The 21,358-nt window shown below is 36.0% G+C and carries 21 protein-coding genes and 1 riboswitch; of the genes, 7 read left to right on the forward strand and 14 right to left on the reverse strand.

The window, feature by feature from the left end; genetic code table 11:
* The first annotated feature begins 67 nt into the window (after window positions 1-67).
* A complete protein-coding gene (locus AC22L0_RS27955) occupies window positions 68-1,708 on the forward strand; it encodes a peptide ABC transporter substrate-binding protein (protein ID WP_000730942.1) in 1,641 nt (546 codons plus the stop codon).
* A gap of 40 nt (window positions 1,709-1,748) precedes the next feature.
* Here AC22L0_RS27955 and AC22L0_RS27960 read toward each other — a convergent pair whose 3' ends face one another.
* The 3 genes from AC22L0_RS27960 to AC22L0_RS27970 are packed head-to-tail and all read right to left on the reverse strand — an operon-like array spanning window position 1,749 to window position 3,205.
* Entirely contained in the window at window positions 1,749-2,099 is a 351-nt protein-coding gene (locus tag AC22L0_RS27960; RefSeq protein ID WP_000156942.1) for an ABC-2 transporter permease, read from the reverse strand.
* Complete coding sequence (locus AC22L0_RS27965) at window positions 2,096-2,287, reverse strand: hypothetical protein (RefSeq protein WP_000922552.1); 192 nt, start codon at window positions 2,285-2,287, stop codon at window positions 2,096-2,098. The genes AC22L0_RS27960 and AC22L0_RS27965 overlap by 4 nt, the downstream gene beginning before the upstream one ends.
* Before the next feature lie 18 nt (window positions 2,288-2,305).
* Window positions 2,306-3,205 carry a helix-turn-helix transcriptional regulator gene (locus tag AC22L0_RS27970; RefSeq protein WP_087966429.1) on the reverse strand — a complete coding sequence of 300 codons (900 nt, stop codon included), beginning with the start codon at window positions 3,203-3,205 and terminating at the stop codon, window positions 2,306-2,308.
* Between the two features lie 172 nt (window positions 3,206-3,377).
* Between AC22L0_RS27970 and AC22L0_RS27975 the strand changes: the two genes are divergently transcribed.
* The gene (locus AC22L0_RS27975; RefSeq protein WP_001221553.1) at window positions 3,378-3,845 is read left to right on the forward strand and encodes a YusW family protein; all 468 of its coding nucleotides are present in this window, start codon (window positions 3,378-3,380) and stop codon (window positions 3,843-3,845) included.
* 47 nt (window positions 3,846-3,892) lie between these two features.
* Here AC22L0_RS27975 and AC22L0_RS27980 read toward each other — a convergent pair whose 3' ends face one another.
* From AC22L0_RS27980 to AC22L0_RS28005, 6 genes are all read right to left on the reverse strand, one after another.
* Complete coding sequence (locus AC22L0_RS27980) at window positions 3,893-4,396, reverse strand: hypothetical protein (RefSeq protein WP_000756517.1); 504 nt, start codon at window positions 4,394-4,396, stop codon at window positions 3,893-3,895.
* A gap of 261 nt (window positions 4,397-4,657) precedes the next feature.
* Window positions 4,658-5,917 carry a multidrug effflux MFS transporter gene (locus AC22L0_RS27985; RefSeq protein WP_223153447.1) on the reverse strand — a complete coding sequence of 420 codons (1,260 nt, stop codon included), beginning with the start codon at window positions 5,915-5,917 and terminating at the stop codon, window positions 4,658-4,660.
* Window positions 5,918-6,034: 117 nt separating this feature from the next.
* On the reverse strand, window positions 6,035-7,753 hold the full coding sequence (locus AC22L0_RS27990) for a DUF3981 domain-containing protein (protein WP_000674048.1): 1,719 nt from the start codon (window positions 7,751-7,753) through the stop codon (window positions 6,035-6,037).
* 78 nt (window positions 7,754-7,831) lie between these two features.
* Window positions 7,832-8,365 carry an MFS transporter gene (locus AC22L0_RS27995; RefSeq protein ID WP_000222367.1) on the reverse strand — a complete coding sequence of 178 codons (534 nt, stop codon included), beginning with the start codon at window positions 8,363-8,365 and terminating at the stop codon, window positions 7,832-7,834.
* Window positions 8,362-9,798, reverse strand: a complete 1,437-nt coding sequence (locus AC22L0_RS28000; protein ID WP_048567481.1) for an FAD-binding oxidoreductase — start codon at window positions 9,796-9,798, stop codon at window positions 8,362-8,364. Before AC22L0_RS28000 ends, AC22L0_RS27995 begins: the two co-directional genes overlap by 4 nt.
* Before the next feature lie 66 nt (window positions 9,799-9,864).
* The gene (locus AC22L0_RS28005; RefSeq protein ID WP_000733612.1) at window positions 9,865-10,629 is read right to left on the reverse strand and encodes a DUF6612 family protein; all 765 of its coding nucleotides are present in this window, start codon (window positions 10,627-10,629) and stop codon (window positions 9,865-9,867) included.
* A gap of 157 nt (window positions 10,630-10,786) precedes the next feature.
* On the opposite strand from AC22L0_RS28005, the gene AC22L0_RS28010 reads away from it, so the two are divergent.
* From AC22L0_RS28010 to AC22L0_RS28025, 4 genes are all read left to right on the forward strand, one after another.
* Window positions 10,787-11,695, forward strand: coding sequence for an NAD(P)-dependent alcohol dehydrogenase (locus AC22L0_RS28010; RefSeq protein ID WP_000643862.1), 909 nt, complete (start codon window positions 10,787-10,789; stop codon window positions 11,693-11,695).
* Between the two features lie 79 nt (window positions 11,696-11,774).
* A riboswitch (SAM riboswitch) is annotated at window positions 11,775-11,889 on the forward strand.
* Between the two features lie 85 nt (window positions 11,890-11,974).
* Entirely contained in the window at window positions 11,975-12,787 is an 813-nt protein-coding gene (locus AC22L0_RS28015) for a MetQ/NlpA family ABC transporter substrate-binding protein (protein WP_087966431.1), read from the forward strand.
* Between the two features lie 12 nt (window positions 12,788-12,799).
* Complete coding sequence (locus AC22L0_RS28020; RefSeq protein WP_000571318.1) at window positions 12,800-13,840, forward strand: methionine ABC transporter ATP-binding protein; 1,041 nt, start codon at window positions 12,800-12,802, stop codon at window positions 13,838-13,840.
* Complete coding sequence (locus tag AC22L0_RS28025; RefSeq protein ID WP_000527151.1) at window positions 13,815-14,483, forward strand: methionine ABC transporter permease; 669 nt, start codon at window positions 13,815-13,817, stop codon at window positions 14,481-14,483. The genes AC22L0_RS28020 and AC22L0_RS28025 overlap by 26 nt, the downstream gene beginning before the upstream one ends.
* A 38-nt stretch (window positions 14,484-14,521) precedes the next feature.
* Here AC22L0_RS28025 and AC22L0_RS28030 read toward each other — a convergent pair whose 3' ends face one another.
* Window positions 14,522-15,298, reverse strand: a complete 777-nt coding sequence (locus AC22L0_RS28030) for an SDR family oxidoreductase (RefSeq protein WP_002098920.1) — start codon at window positions 15,296-15,298, stop codon at window positions 14,522-14,524.
* A gap of 392 nt (window positions 15,299-15,690) precedes the next feature.
* On the opposite strand from AC22L0_RS28030, the gene AC22L0_RS28035 reads away from it, so the two are divergent.
* Entirely contained in the window at window positions 15,691-16,197 is a 507-nt protein-coding gene (locus AC22L0_RS28035) for a DoxX family membrane protein (protein WP_000236359.1), read from the forward strand.
* A 72-nt stretch (window positions 16,198-16,269) separates the two neighbouring features.
* On the opposite strand, the gene AC22L0_RS28040 is transcribed toward AC22L0_RS28035, so the two are convergent.
* From AC22L0_RS28040 to AC22L0_RS28055, 4 genes are all read right to left on the reverse strand, one after another.
* A complete protein-coding gene (locus AC22L0_RS28040) occupies window positions 16,270-16,836 on the reverse strand; it encodes a DUF4256 domain-containing protein (protein WP_487272557.1) in 567 nt (188 codons plus the stop codon).
* Between the two features lie 107 nt (window positions 16,837-16,943).
* Window positions 16,944-18,908, reverse strand: a complete 1,965-nt coding sequence (locus tag AC22L0_RS28045; RefSeq protein WP_000864889.1) for a S9 family peptidase — start codon at window positions 18,906-18,908, stop codon at window positions 16,944-16,946.
* 275 nt (window positions 18,909-19,183) lie between these two features.
* Window positions 19,184-20,986: a glutamine--fructose-6-phosphate transaminase (isomerizing) gene (glmS, locus tag AC22L0_RS28050; protein WP_000334163.1), complete on the reverse strand. Its 1,803-nt coding sequence runs from the start codon at window positions 20,984-20,986 to the stop codon at window positions 19,184-19,186.
* Window positions 20,987-20,998: 12 nt separating this feature from the next.
* Complete coding sequence (locus AC22L0_RS28055; protein WP_001206405.1) at window positions 20,999-21,184, reverse strand: hypothetical protein; 186 nt, start codon at window positions 21,182-21,184, stop codon at window positions 20,999-21,001.
* Between the last annotated feature and the right edge of the window lie 174 nt (window positions 21,185-21,358).

The raw sequence follows: 21,358 nt of genomic DNA on the forward strand, positions 1-21,358 counted from the left end.
TTCTATAGCTACTTCAAGACATGGACATTATGACGTTACGAACAACACATTTAGGGAGGAACGAACAATGAAGAAAAAAGTTATACCTGTTGTTGCATCTGTTTTAGGGGCAAGTCTATTACTAACTGCTTGCGGGGGAAATAAGGATAATGCAAGCGGAGCGAAAGCAAACGATAAAGCACCTGATAAACAGGCAATTAACTTATCATTCGCTTCAGAAATTCCAACAATGGATGTTGCAAAAGCAACGGATGGGGAATCCATGAACGTAATGCGCAATGTTTTTGAAGGGTTATATGCAATGGGAGAAGATAATAAACCGGTTCCTGGTGTCGCTGAGTCGGTTGACATTAGTCCCGATAAAACAAAATATACATTCCATCTGCGTGATTCAAAATGGTCAAACGGTACTCCTGTTACAGCAAAGGACTTTGCCTTCGCTTGGCAACGTGCCGTAAATCCTGATACAGCAGCTGAATACGCATTCTTATTCTTCGATATAAAGAATGCGAAACAAATAAACCAAAAACAATTGCCAATTGATCAACTAGGGGTCAAAGCTGTTGATGACAAAACGTTAGAAGTGCAACTAGACCGTCCTGTTCCCTACTTCTTAAGCTTAACGACATTCTCAACATTCTTACCAATTAATGAAGAGTACTTAAAATCTCAAGGTGATAAATATGGTTTGGAAACAAATCATTTAATTTACAACGGTGCTTTCACATTAGAGAACTGGAAACATGAACAAAGCTTCCAATTGAAGAAAAACCCTAACTATTGGGATGCTAAAACGGTAAAATTAGAAGAAATCAACTTCAATGTCGTTAAAGATAAGTCTACAGAAGTGAACTTATATGATTCAGGACAAATTGATCGTGTTGCTTTAACTGCAGAGTTTGTTGATAAATATAAGAGCGATCCAAACTTCAAGGAACGCGCTGAAGTCGGCATTCAATTCTTACGATTAAATCAAAAAAATGAAACATTAAAAAATCAACATGCACGCCTTGCTATTAACGGCGCAATGAATAAAAAAGCTTACGTAGAAACAATTTTAAATAACGGCGCTGTTCCAGCTGAAGGAATGGTTCCTGCGAAATTCGCAAAGAGCCCAGAAGGCAACGACTTCCGTAAAGAAAATGGAAATCTAGTCAAGGATGATGTGAAAACAGCGAAAGAAAACTGGAAAAAAGCAAAACAAGAACTTGGTACTGACAAAGTAACAATCGAACTATTAACAAGTGACAATGCTTTAGCTAAAAAGACTGGTGAATATTTAAAAGGTGAATTAGAAAAGAACTTAGACGGATTAACAGTGAATTTAAAACCACAACCACGTAAACAACAGCTAAAACTACTATTAAGTGGTGACTATGAAATTGGTATTGACGGCTGGGGCCCTGACTTCGCTGATCCAATTACATTCTTAGATCTATTTACAACAGATAGTGCTTATAACTTCGATAAATACTCTAACAAAGAGTACGATGAGCTAATTCATAAAGTGAAAACAGATTTAGCTGGCGATGAAAAAGCACGCTTTGAAGCAATGAAGCAAGCTGAAAAAATTCTATTACAAGACGGCGCTGTCGCTCCTTTATACCAACAAGGTCGTTCTTACTTACAACGCTCTTTCATTAAAGGACTTGTAACAACTGACTTCGGTGGTGAGTTTAACTACAAGTGGACAGAAGTTGCAAAGTAACAAAAGTAAAAGGTATCCCATGAAGGATACCTTTTTACTTTTATACAACTTTAACTACAGAGCTTCCTCTTCCCTTTGCCATTCCTTTTATAGCTAAAATCATACCTGCTACTAATTGTATAACCAATACAATAACTAATAATGAAATAATATTTCTTTCTAAACTAACTCCTCCAAATATTATTGTATAATAGCCATTTCCTGCATATATTGCAGGAAATAATTCACTGATTGTTTGGTATGTTTTAGAAAGCATTTCATGTGGTACAATTACACCCAAACTTACAAGTTGTAACGATAGTGAGATGATATTGAAAATCATACCTGCATCTCCAAAAACAGTTACAACCATTTGTGTTAATGAAAGAAAGGCGAAGAAGACTATTGTCAATAATCCTCTTTTCCTTCTTTTTGCATTGAACCAAAACTCATCATACATATAAACACAAACATCAAATATGTTCTCCACGTCAAAGAAGGTATATGCCCTGACCAAAGATAGCTAACTAAATAATTAACTCCCATAATACAAGACGATATTACTAAACTAATACTTATTAGTTTTACATATTTGAGCATATCTTTTCTCCTTGTTTTTTATTTTTCTACTTCTTCAAATTGTAGATTCACCGGCTCTTCTAAAAGTGTTTCATAAAAGTTCTCTGCCAAATCTGTTGAAGGAATTTTTTCATCTACTTCATCAAATCGAATACTATCTAGCCATACACAACCTTCTCCTGATAATAAAACACCAAATGCAATACCAAGTGCTTCTTCTTTTATATCTAATACAACCGAGTACGATTGCCAGTTATTCGTATTTTTAATGGGGCGATTTTGCATATTATCCATAGCGAGCGGTTCTGTATCTTTTCCATCTACTCGCATCCACAATCCTGCCCAATCTCTTACATTTTCACTCTTAATAAATGCTGTAAAACGTAATCTCTTTCCTACATATTTATCCGCTCGGAACATTTGCATTAATGTTGAAAATCCTCCGTGCGTAACATTCTCTTTTGCTTTTATGTATGCAGATACTTTCCCCTGATGGACAACTTCATAATCTAAACCCATCTCATATTCAGCAGGATGACTTCCACTTAAGATCCATCCTTTCGGTATACCTTTTTGCATTGAAACACCCTCTCTTTCTATATAAAATGACTGAAAGTACTTTCGATATTTCTTTGGTGGCAATTGAAACATTCTTTTAAAAGCTCTCGTAAATGCCTCTTGTGAGGAAAAACCGTATTGCACTGCAATATCAATAACAGCTCTCTCCGTTGACACTAACACTTGCGCAGCATGAGTTAACCTTCTCTTTCGAATATAATCTGTTACACTCATCCCAACATATCTTTGAAAGATGCGCTGAAAATGGTACATCGATACTGCACTGTGAGATGCCACTCTTTCTGTTGTAAGCTCCTCATGTAAGTGATTCTCTATATATTCAATTGATTTTTTTATTATCTCTTTATATTCTTCATGCATTTTAGCCCCTCCTCACAACTTCAATTTACCATATACATACAAATCTTTTTTGATTTAAATTGCGGATTAGCCCTTGCAACTACAGAATAATAATTTATTTTCAACACATACATAATTACATGTTTTTGGGAAAAACTTGTATAGAACGAATTTACATAAGGAGGAATTTATAATGAGAATTCTACTATCAGTTTTATTAGCTCTTATGCTAGTACCTGCATTAACAGGATGTAAAGCTCCTGCAAAAGAAGACACAACTTCTAATAAAAAGACGACTGAAGAAGCAAAAAATGAGGCTCCTGCAGATTTAAAACTAAACTTCAATGAATTCGATTTAAAGGCAGACTACCAAGATACAAAGAAAGACTACGAAGCAGACTATAAAAATGTAGCAGCTGATAAGAAAATGGAAGCAAAAATTGAAGATCATAAAGCAGATGTAAAATTAACAGGAGACGAGGCTATCACAAAATTAAGCCCACTCTTACAAGAATTAAAATTTGATAAAAATACTGCTGACCAAGAAGTAATCGATCAAGTAGTGAACGTGTTCAAACTTGATAAAGACTATCAAAAATTTGATTTAGAAGTTGTCTTCTCTGATGGAACGAAAAAAGAATACAAAAGAGAAATAAAATAAAGAAGTAGGCGGTAGTAAGAAGAAAAAATAACCTTGCACAGGCAAGGTTATTTTTTCGTTTCTGCTTGAAAACGTTTATAGTATGTCGATGCTGTTGCAAAATTAATTTCTATATCACGAATCAACGATGAATCTTCTTCTTTAGCTAACTTCTGTAATTTTTTCATTGCTTGCTCCGATTCATTCAAGAAACCAACATATACTTCATGTTCTTGCTCTTTCGACTTCGGAACACGAATTTCTTTACGTATATGATCAATATCTTCTAACATGCTCGTTGTTACCTTTTGCACATCTTCTTTATATGTAGCAGTCGTTATTTCCTTACCGCCCTTTTCTTTTGCTACTTCAAATAACTGCAGTGCTTTATTAATTTCTTTATTCATTTTCATATCGTATTTTTCATGTACTGCACGGTATTCTTTCATCTCTTCTGTTTGTTCTGTAGATTGCTCTACCTTTTCTTTCGGTTCTTTCGTATCTTTATTTCCATTACATCCTGCTAGAAGGAGCATTCCTCCCATTACGGCAATACCCAAAACCTTCTTCATCTCTTCTTCTCCTTTTATCTACAACTATTACTCATTATAGTTTCTTTTATCTCCACTTGTTATTATACCGAGAACATCCTACTTTTTACACTTAAGACGACACCGTAATATATATACCAACATGTTTGTCACAGTATCGTCACTTTATACAAATAACTTTTGCAATGCTTTACTACATCACCTTACAAAACTGTATGAGGTATTTCAAAGAAATGAAAAAAGAACTGATTCAAACATTCCCTTTGAATCAGTTCTTTTTTGTTAAGCCTCTAGATTTTGTTTTTGCTGCAGTTCAAACTGTTTCTCACTTCTTCTGGCCATAAATAGATAACATAACACTGCTCCTACTTCACAAAGCGCAATAACAATACCCATCGGTAATGCTGTATTACTTCCACCGATACCTACTAGCGGAGCAACAAGAGCTCCTGAAATAAACTGTAATAAACCTAATAAAGCTGATGCTGTTCCTGCAGCTTGTTTCTGATTTCTCATCGCTAATGAGAACCCAGTTGTTGATACAACCCCGACACTTGATACAACAAGGAATAACGAACATAAAACACCAATTAAACCTATTCCTAGTACGATTGTCAGTAGTAAAGATAGACCACCAACAGCTGCGATAATAATACCCGCAACAAATAATGTCTTCTCATTCACTTTCCCCGCTAAACGACCCGTTACCTGACTAGCAATAATAATACCGATGCCGTTAATCGCAAAGAATAAACTAAATTGCTGTGGTGATGCTCCGTATATGTTCTGCAACACAAATGGTGAGCCCGAAATGTATGCAAACATTGCCGCTGTTACTAATCCTTGTGACAATGCATATCCCATAAACAGACGGTCCTTTAACAATTTTCCGTACGTCGCCAAAGTCCCTGACAAACCACCTGTTTCTCTTTCTTCAGGAGGTAATGTTTCACGCAATACAAAAGTAGCTGAGATTAACATGAATACGCTAATTGCTCCAAGAACGATGAAAACACCGCGCCACGTTGTAAACTGTAACAATTGCCCCCCAATAATCGGTGCCAAAATAGGTGCTGCTCCGTTTACTAACATAAGCAGTGAGAAAAACTTCGTCATTTCAGAACCTGAGTACATATCTCTTACCATCGCACGTGATATAACAATCCCGGCTGATCCTGAAGCTCCTTGTAGGAAGCGCAATAATACTAATGTCCAAATAGATGGCGCAACAGCACAAAGTAAAGAAGAAGCAACATAAATAATAAGAGCAATAATAAGTGGTTTGCGTCTTCCGTAAATATCACTAATTGAGCCAACAAATAATTGCCCTACTGACAACCCAAGCAAACAAGCTGTTAATGTAAGCTGCGCTAGGGATGCACCTGTTTGCAAGTCATCCGTTAACTTCGGTAATGAAGGCAAATACATATCAATAGATAATGGCCCAATCGCCGTAAGTGTCCCTAATACAAGAATCATCCACAACCTGTTTGCCTTTACAGGTTTATATATTTCGTGATTAACTTCATTCACTTTTTCAATTCACCCTTTCCTATACACACTGAATCGTAACAATTATAGTTACATCATAAACATACGTCAAGTACAGTGCATTTTCCTCTTTCATAATGTAAAAAAAGCGATAGAAATTCTACCGCTTTATTTTTTCACATTGCTATTCGTAAATTTAGATACCGAGGCCATCGTCTCTCCCGTATCTAAATATGTAATTTGAATTGGGTCTCCTACTTCTGTAAACATAGCATATGGGAATTTCTTCACCGGTATCATAAATACCTTTTGTTCATTCTCTAAAAGTACGTACACGATTGTATTTTCACCTGATTTTTCTTTATATACACGTTGTACAATACCTTCTTTTTGTGCTTCTTTTCCTGTTGAGGTTGGTCTAAATGTATCACCATTACCGCTCATTACGTTTTTATAATTCTCAAGCGCTTCTTTCTGCGAAGAACCTGTCGCAAATATTTTTGCATTAGCAGCATATACAACTGTATGCGCACGTACTAGGCCTCCGTCATCAACAACCGGAATAATCCAAGCTGGTTTACCGTATACGTTATAAATGACAGGCATTGTCCCATGCCATTTCTCTCTCTTAAAGGAATTATCTACTACTTCTGTAGCTGCTGAACCATCCATAATCCCCTTTACTTCTTTTCCATTATAGTAATATAGCTTGCCTGTGCGTGCATCTACTAATGAATAGCCTAGAGCTGAATCTACTCCTTCTTTTGGAGAAGTAAAGTCTGTAAAATAATACAGTGTTCCATCTTTACCAAAGATCGGGGTCACGCCTTCTTTCGTTCCCCACTCAGTCGGAATTTTCATATCTGTTTGCGAGAATTTCGTATTCCAAAATCCGTGAATATATTTGCCAAAGTACGTATTTAACGTAGATGCAGTCTCATGATTTAATACACCATCAACAAATTTAGGTGCCTTTCCTTTATCATATCTTTTCACTTCACCTGTTTGTGCATCTACTACGACAACACCTTCTACCTCAAATCCAGATCTTCCTGAAATAAATTCACCATACGTCATTGTATAATATGGTTTTCCTTTATCATCAACCTCAAATTTAGGTTTTCCTTTAAAGATTAAATTTGGTTCTGCTTGCCTTACCACACGCTCTAAATTATTACCAAAAAACATGCTTGGCACATATTTCATTTTATAACCGAGGTGCAGTTTCGCTTCCGCATCAGGATTCGTACCTGACATCGTTACGTACCCTGGAATTGTCTCAGCTTTACGCGCTTTAAAAAATCCTGAAACTTCAATCGGCGCTACATATAAAGCCTCGCCGTTTACCATTTGTGGCGTTAATTCTCCTAGCTCAAAATAAGCTACTTTTGGAATATCACCAAATACTTTTTTCATCTTATTCTCCGCTGTCTTTGGCGGCACTGTAAACGGCTGGTCATTTTCAGTAAATGGCTCTGAAATATCTTTCTCTACCTTAACAACAGAATCATATTTCTTTTGCGAGATTACTATATCGTGCAAATAACCAAAGTAGCCGTAACTTGCGAGTAAAATAAACATTAGAAGTCCTTTTAATGTACCTTCTAATTTCCCTATTTGATCTTGTGAAAATAAAACAAGCCCAATTAAAATTGCTACTGCAACAGAATAATGAGTAAGAATCGAATCTACTCGATCATCAATTAGCCAAAAGTATTCATAGATTGCAATACCTATCCAAAATAAAACAGGAATAACTAAAATAGATGATTTCTTACCCTTTACAACCTTCTTATCTCCCTTCTTATCCACTGCTCGAAGCTTACTACTACTTCTTGTCCATGGAATCAAAAACAAAGTAAGAATAGCTAAAACTACAAATTTCATCAAAGGCACTGTCCCCTTTTCTTTTGTATTCCCTTTTAGTATAACAAATAAAGGTTATTAAGGTGAAAATAGGAATAGTTATATTTTTTTACTACTTAATACAATCCCGCTCACTACATATAGAATAGATGCAATATAAAAAATTGTACCAATCGTAAAGAAATCTACTAAATATCCCGTGGCAATAACCGCTACTGCTCCGCCAATGGATGTCCACACATGGTATTTTCCAATCTCATAACCAGCCTTTTCCTGCGCAACCTTTCGTGCTAACGAAGTCTTCTCAGTATTACGCTGCACAGCACCTAAAACGCCCATTACAATTTGAAGAATATACACATGCCAAACTTCCGTGGCAATTGGAAAGCAAAGCATTAAGATTGCCATGGACCAAGCGTATATGATTAATAATTTTTTATCCCCTACTTGATCAGATACCTTTCCCACTAGTGGATATACAAGTGCTGATGTTAAAGCAAATAAGCCATACGCCCAGCCAAATTGCGAGAAGCTATTTCCAACGTTTCGAAGCAATAATATATAAAAAGGAAATACCATACTTCCTGCCATCATGATGATACTTTGCGAAGCCACAAATCTTCTATATGTCATTTCGTATACTCCCTATAAAATAAATTCACAAATCTCTCTTCTGAATCTACTTCCTTCTTTTTCTTGAGAAATTCTTCAATGCGAGGATATGCACTCTTTAACTGCTCTTTCGTTGGATAAGAATAATACGGCAAATAGTAACTACCATTATGCTTTAAAGTAATATCAATCATCTTTCGAATGACATCCTCTGTTTTCTTTATCTCACTCTCTGAGCGTCCCTGGTTAATCAAAAGAACCAGCGCAAACATATCATCTTTCGCATAGGACAAAACTGCATTTTCATTCTTTTCCACGTAACGAATCGTAATGTTGAGTAAATTAAACTCTTCTTCATTTAATACATTACGTAAATCATCTATATACTCTGTGAAAGCATCTATAGGCACAAAGTATTCTTGTAACACTTCGGTCCTATTTGGATTTTCATATTCCATAAAAGCACTATCTGATCTCATAACGTTATTACGCGTCTCATACTTTCCATCTGTACGTTCAAAATAACCTCTTTGTATATCCCAAAATGTATTCTTTCCCCAATCACTATAACGTGATAACCCAAGTAAAAATTTCGGTGCAGCTATAATATTTTCTTCCTTTAATTCACTGTACTCTTCTCTCATATTTTGATTTTGTGCCAAAGTATAATCTGTCACATACATCTCTTTTAAAAATGAATTTGGAGCAACAGAAATACGCGCTAAGTGCATACGAACATTCTCATCTCTTTTCACTTTCTCTTTGAAATAAGATGCGTATTCTTTATAATCTATCATTCTCGTGTGCATTTCATATAATTCATCATCTGTTAACTTCAGCGTCACATCTAAAATAACTCCAAATAAACCGTAACCCCCAATGACATATGGAAATAACTCTGCATTTTCTTCTCTACTTACATTACGTACCGTGCCATCTGCCATTAACAATCTAAATGAATCTACTGTATCAATCAGTGCCTCATGACGAATATCACGCCCGTGTACATTTACACTTAATGAACCGCCAACAGTAAAAATATTTTGAGACTGCATGACCTGTACCGCAAGGCCATAAGGATTTATTTTCTTCTGAATATCATTCCAGGTGACACCACTTTGAACTGTAATCCGCTTCTTCTCTGGATCAAATTCTAATATTTTATTATATCCTTTCATATCGAGCATCGTGCCATTCGGATAATATGTCTGTCCTCCTTGGCTATGTTGCATGCCTGCAATGGAAATTTTCTCTCCTGAAACTTTTGCATCTCGCACTAATTTTATTAACGAGTGCTCTTCCGTAGCACTTTCAACACGTTTTATTTTTGTCGGAAGCAATTTACCTACATCACTCATAATAGGATGATCAATTTGTTTTTTATACGTATGTACAGACGTTGCAAGCAAAACCGTATATGCGACAATGACCGCTGCTATCTTTCTTTTTTTCAAAGGACACTCTCCTTATTAGCAACAAAAAGAGATACCCTTTCTTTCAGGTACCTCTCTTGACAGTGATTACTTTGCTGCTGGCAATTGTATTGGATCAAATTTATCATACGATGTAAACTTTGCATCCGTAATAATGTGCGCTTTATCCTCACCATTGCTACTCATAACCATATCTATCTTTGCTGATTCATATTTAAAATCTTTTGTAATAATATATTCCCCATCTATTTCTTCTATCTTTGCATTTTGGCCTTGTAGCATTTGTTTCTGCTTTTCATCCATACTAGCTAGCATACTCTCTGTCTCTTGCCCTTTTAATGCAAACTTCAGCTTATAATTATCTCCACTTTTCTCCATCTTCACTTTATTTAAAATTTCCGATGGAATCTCTAAATTATCTACCATTCCTTGAGTCGCGTTCATTCCGTTAGCATTCAATTGTTCCTCTGGTACAGACATAATTTCACCCGTATTAGGATTTTTCAACTGACCAGCAATTTTGCCACCCACATCATAAACAACAACCTCTGTACCAGAAACATTCATTTCAGAACGAGAATTTTTTTTCTTCGGCTCTAGTTGCATTTTAGCCTTTATTACATTCATCTCTGTTCCTTCAGCCTTTATTCCCACATCATATGTCATCGTTACATTTTCTTCGTTTTTAAAAGCTTCATTCGCTTTATTAAAAACATCCTTCGCTGTTAATTCCTTTTCTTTCTGCACAGCTTCTTTTTTCGGTTCGTCAGTCTTTTTTGTTTTCTCATTACTACACCCTACTCCTAGACCGACTGCAAGTACTAAACTTGAAATTAAAATAAGTTTTTTCATAACGTCCCCTCCTTCCCAAAAATAATATCATCTCTTTTCCTATGAAATCTATATAATTCGTAATATTTATCTTTAAATTTATTTCCTATATAACAACATGTTTGAGAAAAAGTTTAAATATGATGTAAATAATAACAACTCATTTCAGGAGGTCATTATGAAAGCGATTATTTGTACAAAGTACGGACCACCTAATGTTCTCCAGCTTCAAAATGTAGAAAAGCCTAAACCTAAAAAAAATGAAGTATTAGTTAAAATTCACGCAACAAGTGTATCGACTGGAGATTGTAGAATACGTGGCTTTAATAGCCCCCTCTTATTTTGGATTCCTATGCGGATCATATTAGGTTTCAGAAAACCGAGAAAACCTATACTTGGCGTAGAGTTATCCGGTGAAATCGAAGACATTGGAACAGATGTAACACAATTTAAAAAAGGAGATCAAGTTTTTGCATTAACAGAACTAAACCTTGGTGGTTATGCGGAATATACATGCGTGCATGAAAGTGGATTAATAGCATTAAAACCTACCAATGTGACATATGAAGAAGCTGCCGTTATTCCTTTCGGCGGAACTTCAGCATTGCACTTCCTTAGAAAAGGACAGATAAAAAAAGGGCAACGAGTACTTATATACGGCGCCTCTGGGTCAGTAGGGACAGCTGCCATACAACTTGCTAAATACTTCGGGGCGACTGTCACAGCCATTTGTAGTAGTTCGAATTTCGATCTAGTAACAACTTTAGGGGCAGACAACATAATTGATTATATGAAAGAAGATTTTACTAAACAGGGCGAGCACTACGATATTATATTTGATGCAGTTGGAAAATATAAAAAGTCTCTTTGTACAGATGCATTAATGCCTAATGGAAAATATGTATCTGTGAACGGAATGATGGCAAAGGTCAGTAAAGAAGATATGAACCTACTAAAACAACTAGCTGAAACAGAAAAGCTAAAACCTGTTATTGATAGAACTTACCGATTAGAAGAAATTGCTGAAGCTCATATATATGTAGAAAAAGGACATAAAAAGGGGAACGTTTCGATTATCTTAAAATAAAATATATTCCGAAAATATCATTGACAATTCTTTTTGTACGATTTACTATTAGTACCATATTCAAAACTACATACACATACTCTTATCAAGAGTGGCGGAGGGACTGGCCCGATGATGCCCGGCAACCGAGCTTATGACGTATAAGCTAAGGTGCTAATTCCTGCAAAACGAGTTTTCGTTTTGGAAGATAAGAGAGGAATCTATTTCGTCTATTCGGCACCTCTCTTATTTTTGGGAGGTGCTTTTTATTTTGGAACGTATATGAAGGGGGATTTATAGATGAAAAAGGTATTATTAAGCATTGTAAGCGGAGCAGTATTATTATTAGGCGCATGTAGCGTGAGTTCAGATAAAGAGGTAAAAGCATTAGACGAGAAAAAGATTACTGTCGGTGTAACAGGTGGACCACATGAACAAATTTTTGAAAAGGTACAAGAAGTTGCAGCAAAAGATGGTCTCGAAATTGATATAAAAGTATTTAATGATTATGTAGCGCCAAACGTATCTTTAGATGAAAAAAGCCTTGATGTAAATAGCTACCAAACGAAATCGTATTTAGATGTATTTAAAGCTGAACGCAATATGAAATTAGCTGAAGTATTTTCAACAGTAACATTCCCTATGGGCGTATATTCTAAAGATATAAAAGATGTAAAAGACTTAAAAGAGGGCGACGCAATTGCTGTACCAAATGACCCAACGAATGAACTTCGAGCTTTAAAATTATTTGAAAAAGCAGGGGTTTTAAAAGTTGATCCAAAGGCTACAGAAAAAGCGACTGCAAAAGATGTAATTGAAAATCCAAAAAAATTAAAGATTGTCGAATTAGAGGCATCTCAATTACCAATACAACTAAGTGAAGTGAAAGCAGCTGCAATTAACACAAACTTTGCATTAGGTGCAAAATTAAGTCCAGCGAAAGATTCTATCTTCCGCGAAGGAAAAGATTCACCATATGTGAACTGGGTCGTTGTTCGTACTGAAAATAAAGATGATGCCGTTGTAAACAAATTAAAGAAAGCTTATCAATCTAAAGAAGTAAAAGAGTTTATCGAGAAAAAATTTGATGGTTCAGTTTTACCATCTTGGTAGGAGCTTACGATAATGATTGAATTAAAAAACATATCCAAAGTATTTACAACAAAAAAAGGGAATGTTGAGGCTCTTAAGTCTACTTCCCTTAAAGTAGAAAAAGGCGAGGTATTTGGAATCATTGGGTATAGTGGCGCTGGTAAAAGTACATTGATTCGATGTGTAAATTTATTAGAAAAACCAACGACAGGAAATATCATTGTAAACGAACAAGACTTAACAACGTTATCGACAAAAGAACTAGCAAAATCGAGACAAAAAATCGGAATGATCTTCCAAGGATTCAATTTACTTAAAACTGTTACCGTTTATGAAAATATCGCATTACCGTTACGGCTTGCTGGCATTCCAAAAGCAGAAATTGAAAAAAGAGTAGAAAAGTATTTACGCATTGTCGATCTTTTTAATAGAAAAGATGCGTATCCAAGCGAACTTTCTGGTGGTCAAAAACAGCGTGTTGCAATTGCTCGTGCGCTATCACATGAACCTGAAGTGTTATTAAGTGATGAAGCAACGAGCGCATTAGATCCCGAAACAACCGATTCTATCCTTGATTTGTTATTAAAGATTAACGAAGAAATCGGAATTACGATTTTACTCATTACACATGAAATGAATGTCATCCAGCGTATATGTGACCGCGTTGCTGTTATGGAACATGGATCTGTAGTCGAAAGTGGGACTGTAAAAGATATTTTCACAAACCCACAACATGTAACCACGAAGAAATTTGTAAATAGCGCATTTGCAGCGAAAATTCCAAAAGAGGTACAGAAAGAACTACAAAGTACTGGAGAAATTGTAACACTTTCATTTATTGGCACTACTTCAGGGGAACCTGCCTTAGCCGTTGCCACAAAACGTTTCCAAGTGTATCCGAATATTTTATCCGGTAATATTACGCAGTTAAAACATGAAGCATATGGGAAACTAGTCGTTCATATGCAAGGGGAACAAAATGAAATCCACCGTGCTTTATCATTTTTACAAGAGCAAGGAATCATCGTAGAAGGAGGTAGAACAGATTATGGGAAACAAGTCCTTTTTGGATGAATGGGGTAAAGTCATATGGGAAGCCACAATCCAAACCTTTCAAATGACATCTATCTCATTACTCATCTCGATCCTTATTGCATTACCACTTGGCGTCACACTTGTTTTAACGAGACCTGGTGGACAGCGTGAAAATAAAATCATCTATCCTATTCTTAATACAATTATTAATATCATTCGCTCTCTTCCATTTATCATTCTATTATTCTTTATTTTACCTTTTACAAAGTTTCTAATGGGAACGTCCATTGGCGTGCAAGGTGTTATCGTACCGCTTGTCGTCTTCACAGCCCCTTATATCGCACGTTTAATGGAGACAGCTTTACTAGAAGTCGATCGCGGTGTCATTGAAGCCTACCAAGCGATGGGAGTCTCTACTATAAAAATCATTTGGCACGTCATGGTGAAAGAAGCTCGTCCCTCCCTTGTACTCGGATTAACAATCGCAACGATCGGCTTAATCGGCGCAACAGCAATGGCTGGCCTTGTAGGTGCTGGCGGGCTAGGGGATTTAGCATACCGCTTCGGACATTTACGCTACGAGCCTGAAGTAATGTATGCAACCGTCTTTATTTTAATTATCCTCGTTCAAGGATTACAGTCTTTAGGGAATGGTGTTGCACGAAGATTGAAGAAAGATTAAAAAAGAAGGCATCTCACCCTGGTGAGATGCCTTCTTTTTTATCTTTTAAATCCACCTTCTGAATGAATAACTTGCCCAGTAATCCACTCGGCCTCTTCACTTACTAAAAATTTAATGAGTCTAGCTGCATCCCTTGGCTCACCAATTCTGCCAAAAGGAAACATCGGCTTTAACCCTTGTTTTATCTCTTCAGTCATCCATCCTGTATCGGTTGGTCCTGGATTAATTGCATTCACTGTTATTCCTAAATGAGCTACCTCTGCTGACAACGTACTAGTAAGAGCATCAATAGCTCCCTTCGTTGTCGCATAAGCTAGTTCTCCTGCCATAGGACCTTGAAATTGCCCCGAAGTAATATTAACAATTCTACCACCAGATTTCTTATCAAATCCCCGGGAAAATTGACTACTGAGCAATGTAGTCGCACGAACATTTACCATATAATGCTTATCTAATTCTTCAGCAGTCAACGTAGAGAAATCATTATTCGTAGAATATGCTGCATTATTAATTAATATATGAGGGTACCCTAATTGTTCAGTAACTTTATTTATAAGCTCTTTTGGTGCATCATTCTGAGTTAAATCTAACTCCATACTTGATACTTTAACACCGTTTTTTAGTAACTCTTCTTTTAATTGTATTTGTTCATTTTTATCAACGCCCCAAGGCATCTCTTTATCGTAAGCTGTCCAATACGTAAAAAATATATCGTATCCTGATTCTGCTAATTCTTTACAAATCGCTGCCCCTATACCATCTAGACGACTTACCCCTGTAATAACTGCTACTTTATTTTTTAATTGGTTCATCATATACTCCTCCAAGTTTAAAGGACGCATATTTTATATAAGAGATATAAACTTTCCCACAAAAAAGACAGATACATAAAATAGGCACCTATCCTTATAAAAGGGATGTACAAGCCAAATATGCATTCCTTGAATGATTTACAGATAACTAAATAAACCCTCGCTTATGAGAGCAAAATTTATCTATCTAGTTTCTAATCATTACAAGTTCATCCACATATTGAGTCTTTGTCTCCTTTACATATATCTCTATTCTTAGTTTATCAAAGCAGATAAAATGTTACAAAAAATAAAACAATTATTCACAACCTATCCTTGTTCACATTCTCTCCATTGTGAATCTTTTCACATTGGATATATAATAAACGTGTAAATACAATATTGGAGGGATTTCAATGGTTATCAATTTTTTAAGAACTGATAAACGTGCTACTTTCATATTATTACTTTTACGACTTTACATAGGATATACATGGTTCGCTGCTGGGATAGGCAAAGTCTTCGGACAATCTTTTGACGCAAGTGGCTTTCTAAAGGGTGCTATTGCTCAAGCATCAGGGGACCACCCTGCAGTACAAAGTTGGTGGGCAGATTTCCTTCAACATTTTGTCCTTCCAAACGCAGACCTATTTAGCTTTTTAGTTCAATGGGGAGAAATTTTAGTAGGTCTAGGTTTGATTTTAGGCGGATTAACAAAAACAGCTGCATTTTTCGGAATCATAATGAATCTTTCATTTTTATTAAGCGGAACTGTTAGTGTAAACCCAAACCTGCTTATTTTGACTATGTTCATTTTAGTTGCAGGGCAGAACGCTGGACGTATTGGATTAGATGGCTATGTTTTCCCTAAACTTTTCCGTAAAAACAACCACAGAACATATAAATTAAGTAAAACTGCGTAGTAACAATTTACTTTTAAAATATAAATAAGAAAAAGAGCCTGAATATAGGCTCTTTTTCTTATTTATCCTAATTTAAACTTTTAATGAACCACGAAAACCTCTGGCAGCATAGTAAGAGTCTGCTCCATTGTGGTACACGAAAACATGTCCAAAGCGATAATCGCAAAATAGAGCTCCACCAAGCTCTCTAATATCTGAAGGTGTTTGTACCCAACTCGATGATTTCATATCAAAATCTCCAAGTTGTTGTAACTCTCGATATTGTTCTTCCGTTAATAACTCAATACCCATAGCGGACGCCACATCAATAGCGTTATTTTCTGGTTTATGCTTTTTTCTTGATTCTAACGCTTCAAGATCATAACAAAGACTTCTGCGGCCTTTAGGACTCTCCTTTGAACAATCATAGAAAGTATATTCGTCCTTTTCTTCATCATAACCAATAACATCCGGCTCACCACCAGTTACTTCCATTTCGTTAAGTGACCACAATTTTTCATTATTAGTAGTCAGCTTCGCTTCAACTTTAGCCCATTCAAGACCTTCATGGCGGTTCATGTTTTTCTCAAAACGAGCTTGCAATACTTTCAATAACTCTTCACGTTTTTCTACTAGTAAGTCATTTTTATTTCCTGTCATATTAGTCCTCCCTGATGTATGTACTGATAGTAGTTTAAGTATATATTTTATAATAAATCATCTCAATATGAAGACCGTTTCAATCATATGTCTTGTACAAACATCTATTACAAAGTCCTAAAACCCTCCATACTCTCTTCAAGCATATAGTGTGAAAACCACATCAAGTTCTGCTTCATAATAGCCACATGAACTCCTGGTTGGTCAGAACTATATGCCATTCCTTTAAATATAATTAATTCTGTATCAACTTCCATATCCATTAATCCTTGATATAGATCATATGCATTTGTAATCGGAATTCTTGCATCCTTTTCCCCATGTTGAATTAAGGTAGGCGTACAAGCTGATTTAATATACGTCATAGGTGATGTCTTCGTATATATATCTGGATCATTCCATGGAGTATTTCCTAAATACATTCTAATAAAGTAAGGTATATCTGTATTTACATAATGGGTACTCCAGTTAGTTATTCCACCGCCAACTGAAATAGCTTTAAACCTGCTACTAAATGTAGAACAAAAAGCTGATACATATCCACCATTGCTCCATCCCATAACTCCTACTCTATCTTTATCTACTATCCCTTGATCAACTAGTTTATCAACTCCTGATATAACATCGTCGTAGTCAGCAATCCCCTGTTTTCTATAGTTAGCTTTTAAAAATTCATTACCATAACCTGAACTTCCTCTGTAATTTGGTTCTAAAACGATAAAGCCTTTTTCAACAAACTGTTCAATCGGATATTTCTCATTGAAACAGTCTGAAAATATCGGAAAAGATGCCCAAGCCGGACCGCCGTGAATTACTACTAATAAAGGATATTTTTTATTAGTGTCAAACTCTACTGGCGTTGATAAAACACCTTCTATTTCAAGACCATCACTACTTTTCCATGAGATGATTTCCCTGTTACTTTTAAGTTTCCCTTTGAAAAAGCTATTTTCATCCGTTATTTTTTTATCGTCTAAATAGATTTCAAAGGTTTCATTTGTTATAGCCTTATTATAGGTTATATGATTTCCATCCTTTGTTATAGAGGCATCCATTATAAAGCCATCTATCTTGTCGCTTAATGCTTCCACAGTGCCATCTTCAGCTAGTAATCCAATACGATAATTCGTTTTATCCTGCCATCTAATTAAAATTCCTTTAGCTGTCCACTGTAATGGCATAACTGTACTATCAAAGTTTGTTAGAGGCTGAATTACCTCTCCAGTATTCATATCATATATCTCTAACGTACTATCTTGTATATGGTTTCTATAGTAATCCTTCTCTCTTATGCTTGCTGTGTAACATATTTTACTGCCGTCAGGAGAAAAGCAAACACTCCCTCCCAACAACTTATCCACATTCAGCTTTTGTAGCTCTCCAGCTTTAATATGGAGTATGTATAGATCTCCATTTATATAATCTGCCATATTTGAGCTTGGTGCCGCCATAAATACAACCTTTTTACCATCATTTGAAATATCAAATTCATGGATATGAAAATCCTTACCATCCGTTAATTGATAAACAACTCTGTTCTCGTGTTCATCTGTATCACTTTGTATCACCTTTTCTATTTCAATGTAATATAAACAATTATTCTGGTGTTCCTTACCTATATGTTGAAAATCTCCATATAGGTCCTTACGTTTCTTTATCTCTTCACATTCTTTTGACTGCGTAACATAATAAAGACCCTTGCCAGTAGGACCCCATTTGAATGTACTGACTCCTTCTTTCTTATCAGTAATTTGAACCTCTCTATAATCATCTAGTGACTTAACAAATATCTGATTTTCCCCATCACCAACTGGACTAAGATATGCGATACACCTAGCATCTGGAGACCATAATGGGTGTGTACTATCTATATCACCATTTGATAATGGGTAACTCTGCTTCTTATCTTTTTCATATATCCATACATGATTCCTATATGTATTGTCTTTCCAATCAGCCGTCTTCTTAACAAATGCTACGTTTTTACCATCATCACTTATGTTTGTACTTGATACGGTTGGTAATGAAATAATCTCTTCTATACTTAAATATGTTTTTGCTTTCACTTTCATATAATAAGCCCCCTTGTAATGTCCATGAATCTACCGTCTCTTCTTGTCGTAATAAAGGAAATTGTTCACGGATACTTAAAATAGTAACGGAAAATTCAGATAAATAAAAGTGAATCCGATAAAGTAAAACTTTAATCTATAGGGCTCTTTCCGCTTATCAATTTTAGATGTTCTTTTTCGACACAAAAATACCCCTTTAGATAAAATATCTAAAGGGGTGCAAATTTGTAAATTTATTTTAAAGCTATAACTATATTTATTAACCTACCAATCTCCTACTCAACAGTAACAGACTTAGCTAAGTTACGTGGCTTATCAACGTCACACTCGCGGTGAAGTGCTGCGTAGTATGAGATAAGTTGTAATGGAATAACTGCTACTAGCGGTGCTAGCGCTTCGTGTACAGCTGGTAATACGAAGCTGTCACCTTCCATTTCTAAGCCTTTCATTGAGATGATACATGGGTTAGCCCCGCGTGCTACTACTTCTTTCACGTTACCACGAATTCCAAGGTTTACGTGCTCTTGTGTAGCAAGTGCGATAACTGGTGTACCATTTTCAATTAAAGCGATTGTACCGTGTTTTAACTCTCCTCCAGCGAATCCTTCTGCTTGGATGTAAGAGATTTCTTTTAGTTTTAACGCACCTTCTAATCCTACGTAGAAGTCTACGCTACGGCCGATGAAGAAACAGTTACGCGTTGTTGCTAAAAATTGTTTTGCTAATGCGTCCATTTCTTCTTTTTGATCACAAAGTTCTATCATTGCATTTGCTACAAGTCCTAGTTCGTGTGTTAAATCGAAATCAAGAACTTCACCTTTTGCTTTAGCAATATCAGCCGCTAAAATTGAAAGTACTGCAAGCTGTGCTGTGTAAGCTTTCGTTGATGCAACTGCAATTTCTGGTCCAGCGTATAACGGAAGTGTATAATCAGCTTCACGAGAAAGCGTAGAACCAGGCACGTTTGTAATTGTTAATGCTTTATGCCCCATTTCATTTGTTTGTACAAGTACTGCACGGCTATCAGCTGTTTCACCACTTTGTGAAATGTAAATGAAGAATGGTCTTTCTGTTAATAATGGCATGTTGTAAGAGAATTCACTTGCCACGTGTACTTCAACTGGCATTTTTGCAAACTTCTCGATAAATTGTTTTCCAACAAGACCTGCATGATAACTCGTTCCACATGCAATGATGTAAATGCGATCGCTATCTAAAATCGCATTGCGGATGTCTTGATTTAATTCAATTTCGCCATTTTCATCTTGATACTTTTGAATTATATTACGGATTACAAGTGGTTGCTCATCGATTTCTTTAAGCATGAAATGAGGATATGTTCCCTTTTCAATATCACTTGCGTCTAATTCCGCTGTAAACGGTGCACGTTCAATCGTTTCACCTTGTAAGTTTTTAATTGTAATACTTTCTTTCGTTACGATTACGATTTCTTTATCCATTAACTCAATGAATTGATCTGTAACTTGTAACATCGCCATAGCGTCGCTTGCCACAACATTAAAGTTGTCACCAACACCTACTAATAGCGGGCTTTTGTTTTTAGCAACATAAATCATGTTTGGATTTTCAGCATCAAGTAATCCGATTGCATAAGAGCCATGTAAAAGAGATAGCGTATTACGGAACGCTTCTTCTACACTTAATCCTGTGCTCACTTGTTGTTCCATAAGCTGTACGATAACCTCTGTATCTGTTTCACTTACGAACGTTACATCTTGTAAATATTCCTTTTTCACTAATTCATAGTTTTCAATTACACCGTTATGAACTAATGTAAAGCGTTTTGATGTACTTTGATGCGGATGCGCGTTTACTTTACTTGGAACACCGTGTGTAGCCCAGCGTGTGTGTCCGATACCTACGCTTGCTGCTACGTTCTCATCTACGATTTCACGAAGTTTTGCGATACGGCCTTTTTCTTTGTATACAACAACACCGTTCTCTGCTTGTACTGCAATACCTGCTGAATCATATCCACGATATTCTAGCTTTTCTAAACCTTTTAATAAAATTTCCTTTGCATCTTGCTCTCCAATAAATCCTACGATTCCACACATGTTTAGTCGCCGTTACAAATGCTTACACTGCTCTGCGAACATGTAACGACATAGTCCGATACCATTTTTATTTATACTAAAAAACGGATTACATATTGCTAGCCCTGTAAGCTTGTAACGGCTTTCACCTTCCTCTCGATTGGGTTTAAGTCCGTATATACTTATACAGCTAGTTTTCATCCGTTCCTCTTCTCTCATCACACTTTCACCTTTGTCCACTAAGTCACCTTAATGATTTAAGTAAAAGCTTGCGGTTGTGATGAACAACCGGGAGTCATCCGCCGAAATCTCGATAAACCCCACCTCGTCAACTACACTATTTGTAGTTCTGGCGCTTTTATAATTTACAATATTTCCTTTGAGAAAAAGAAC

The organism is Bacillus sp. LQ01 (assembly GCF_057624735.1).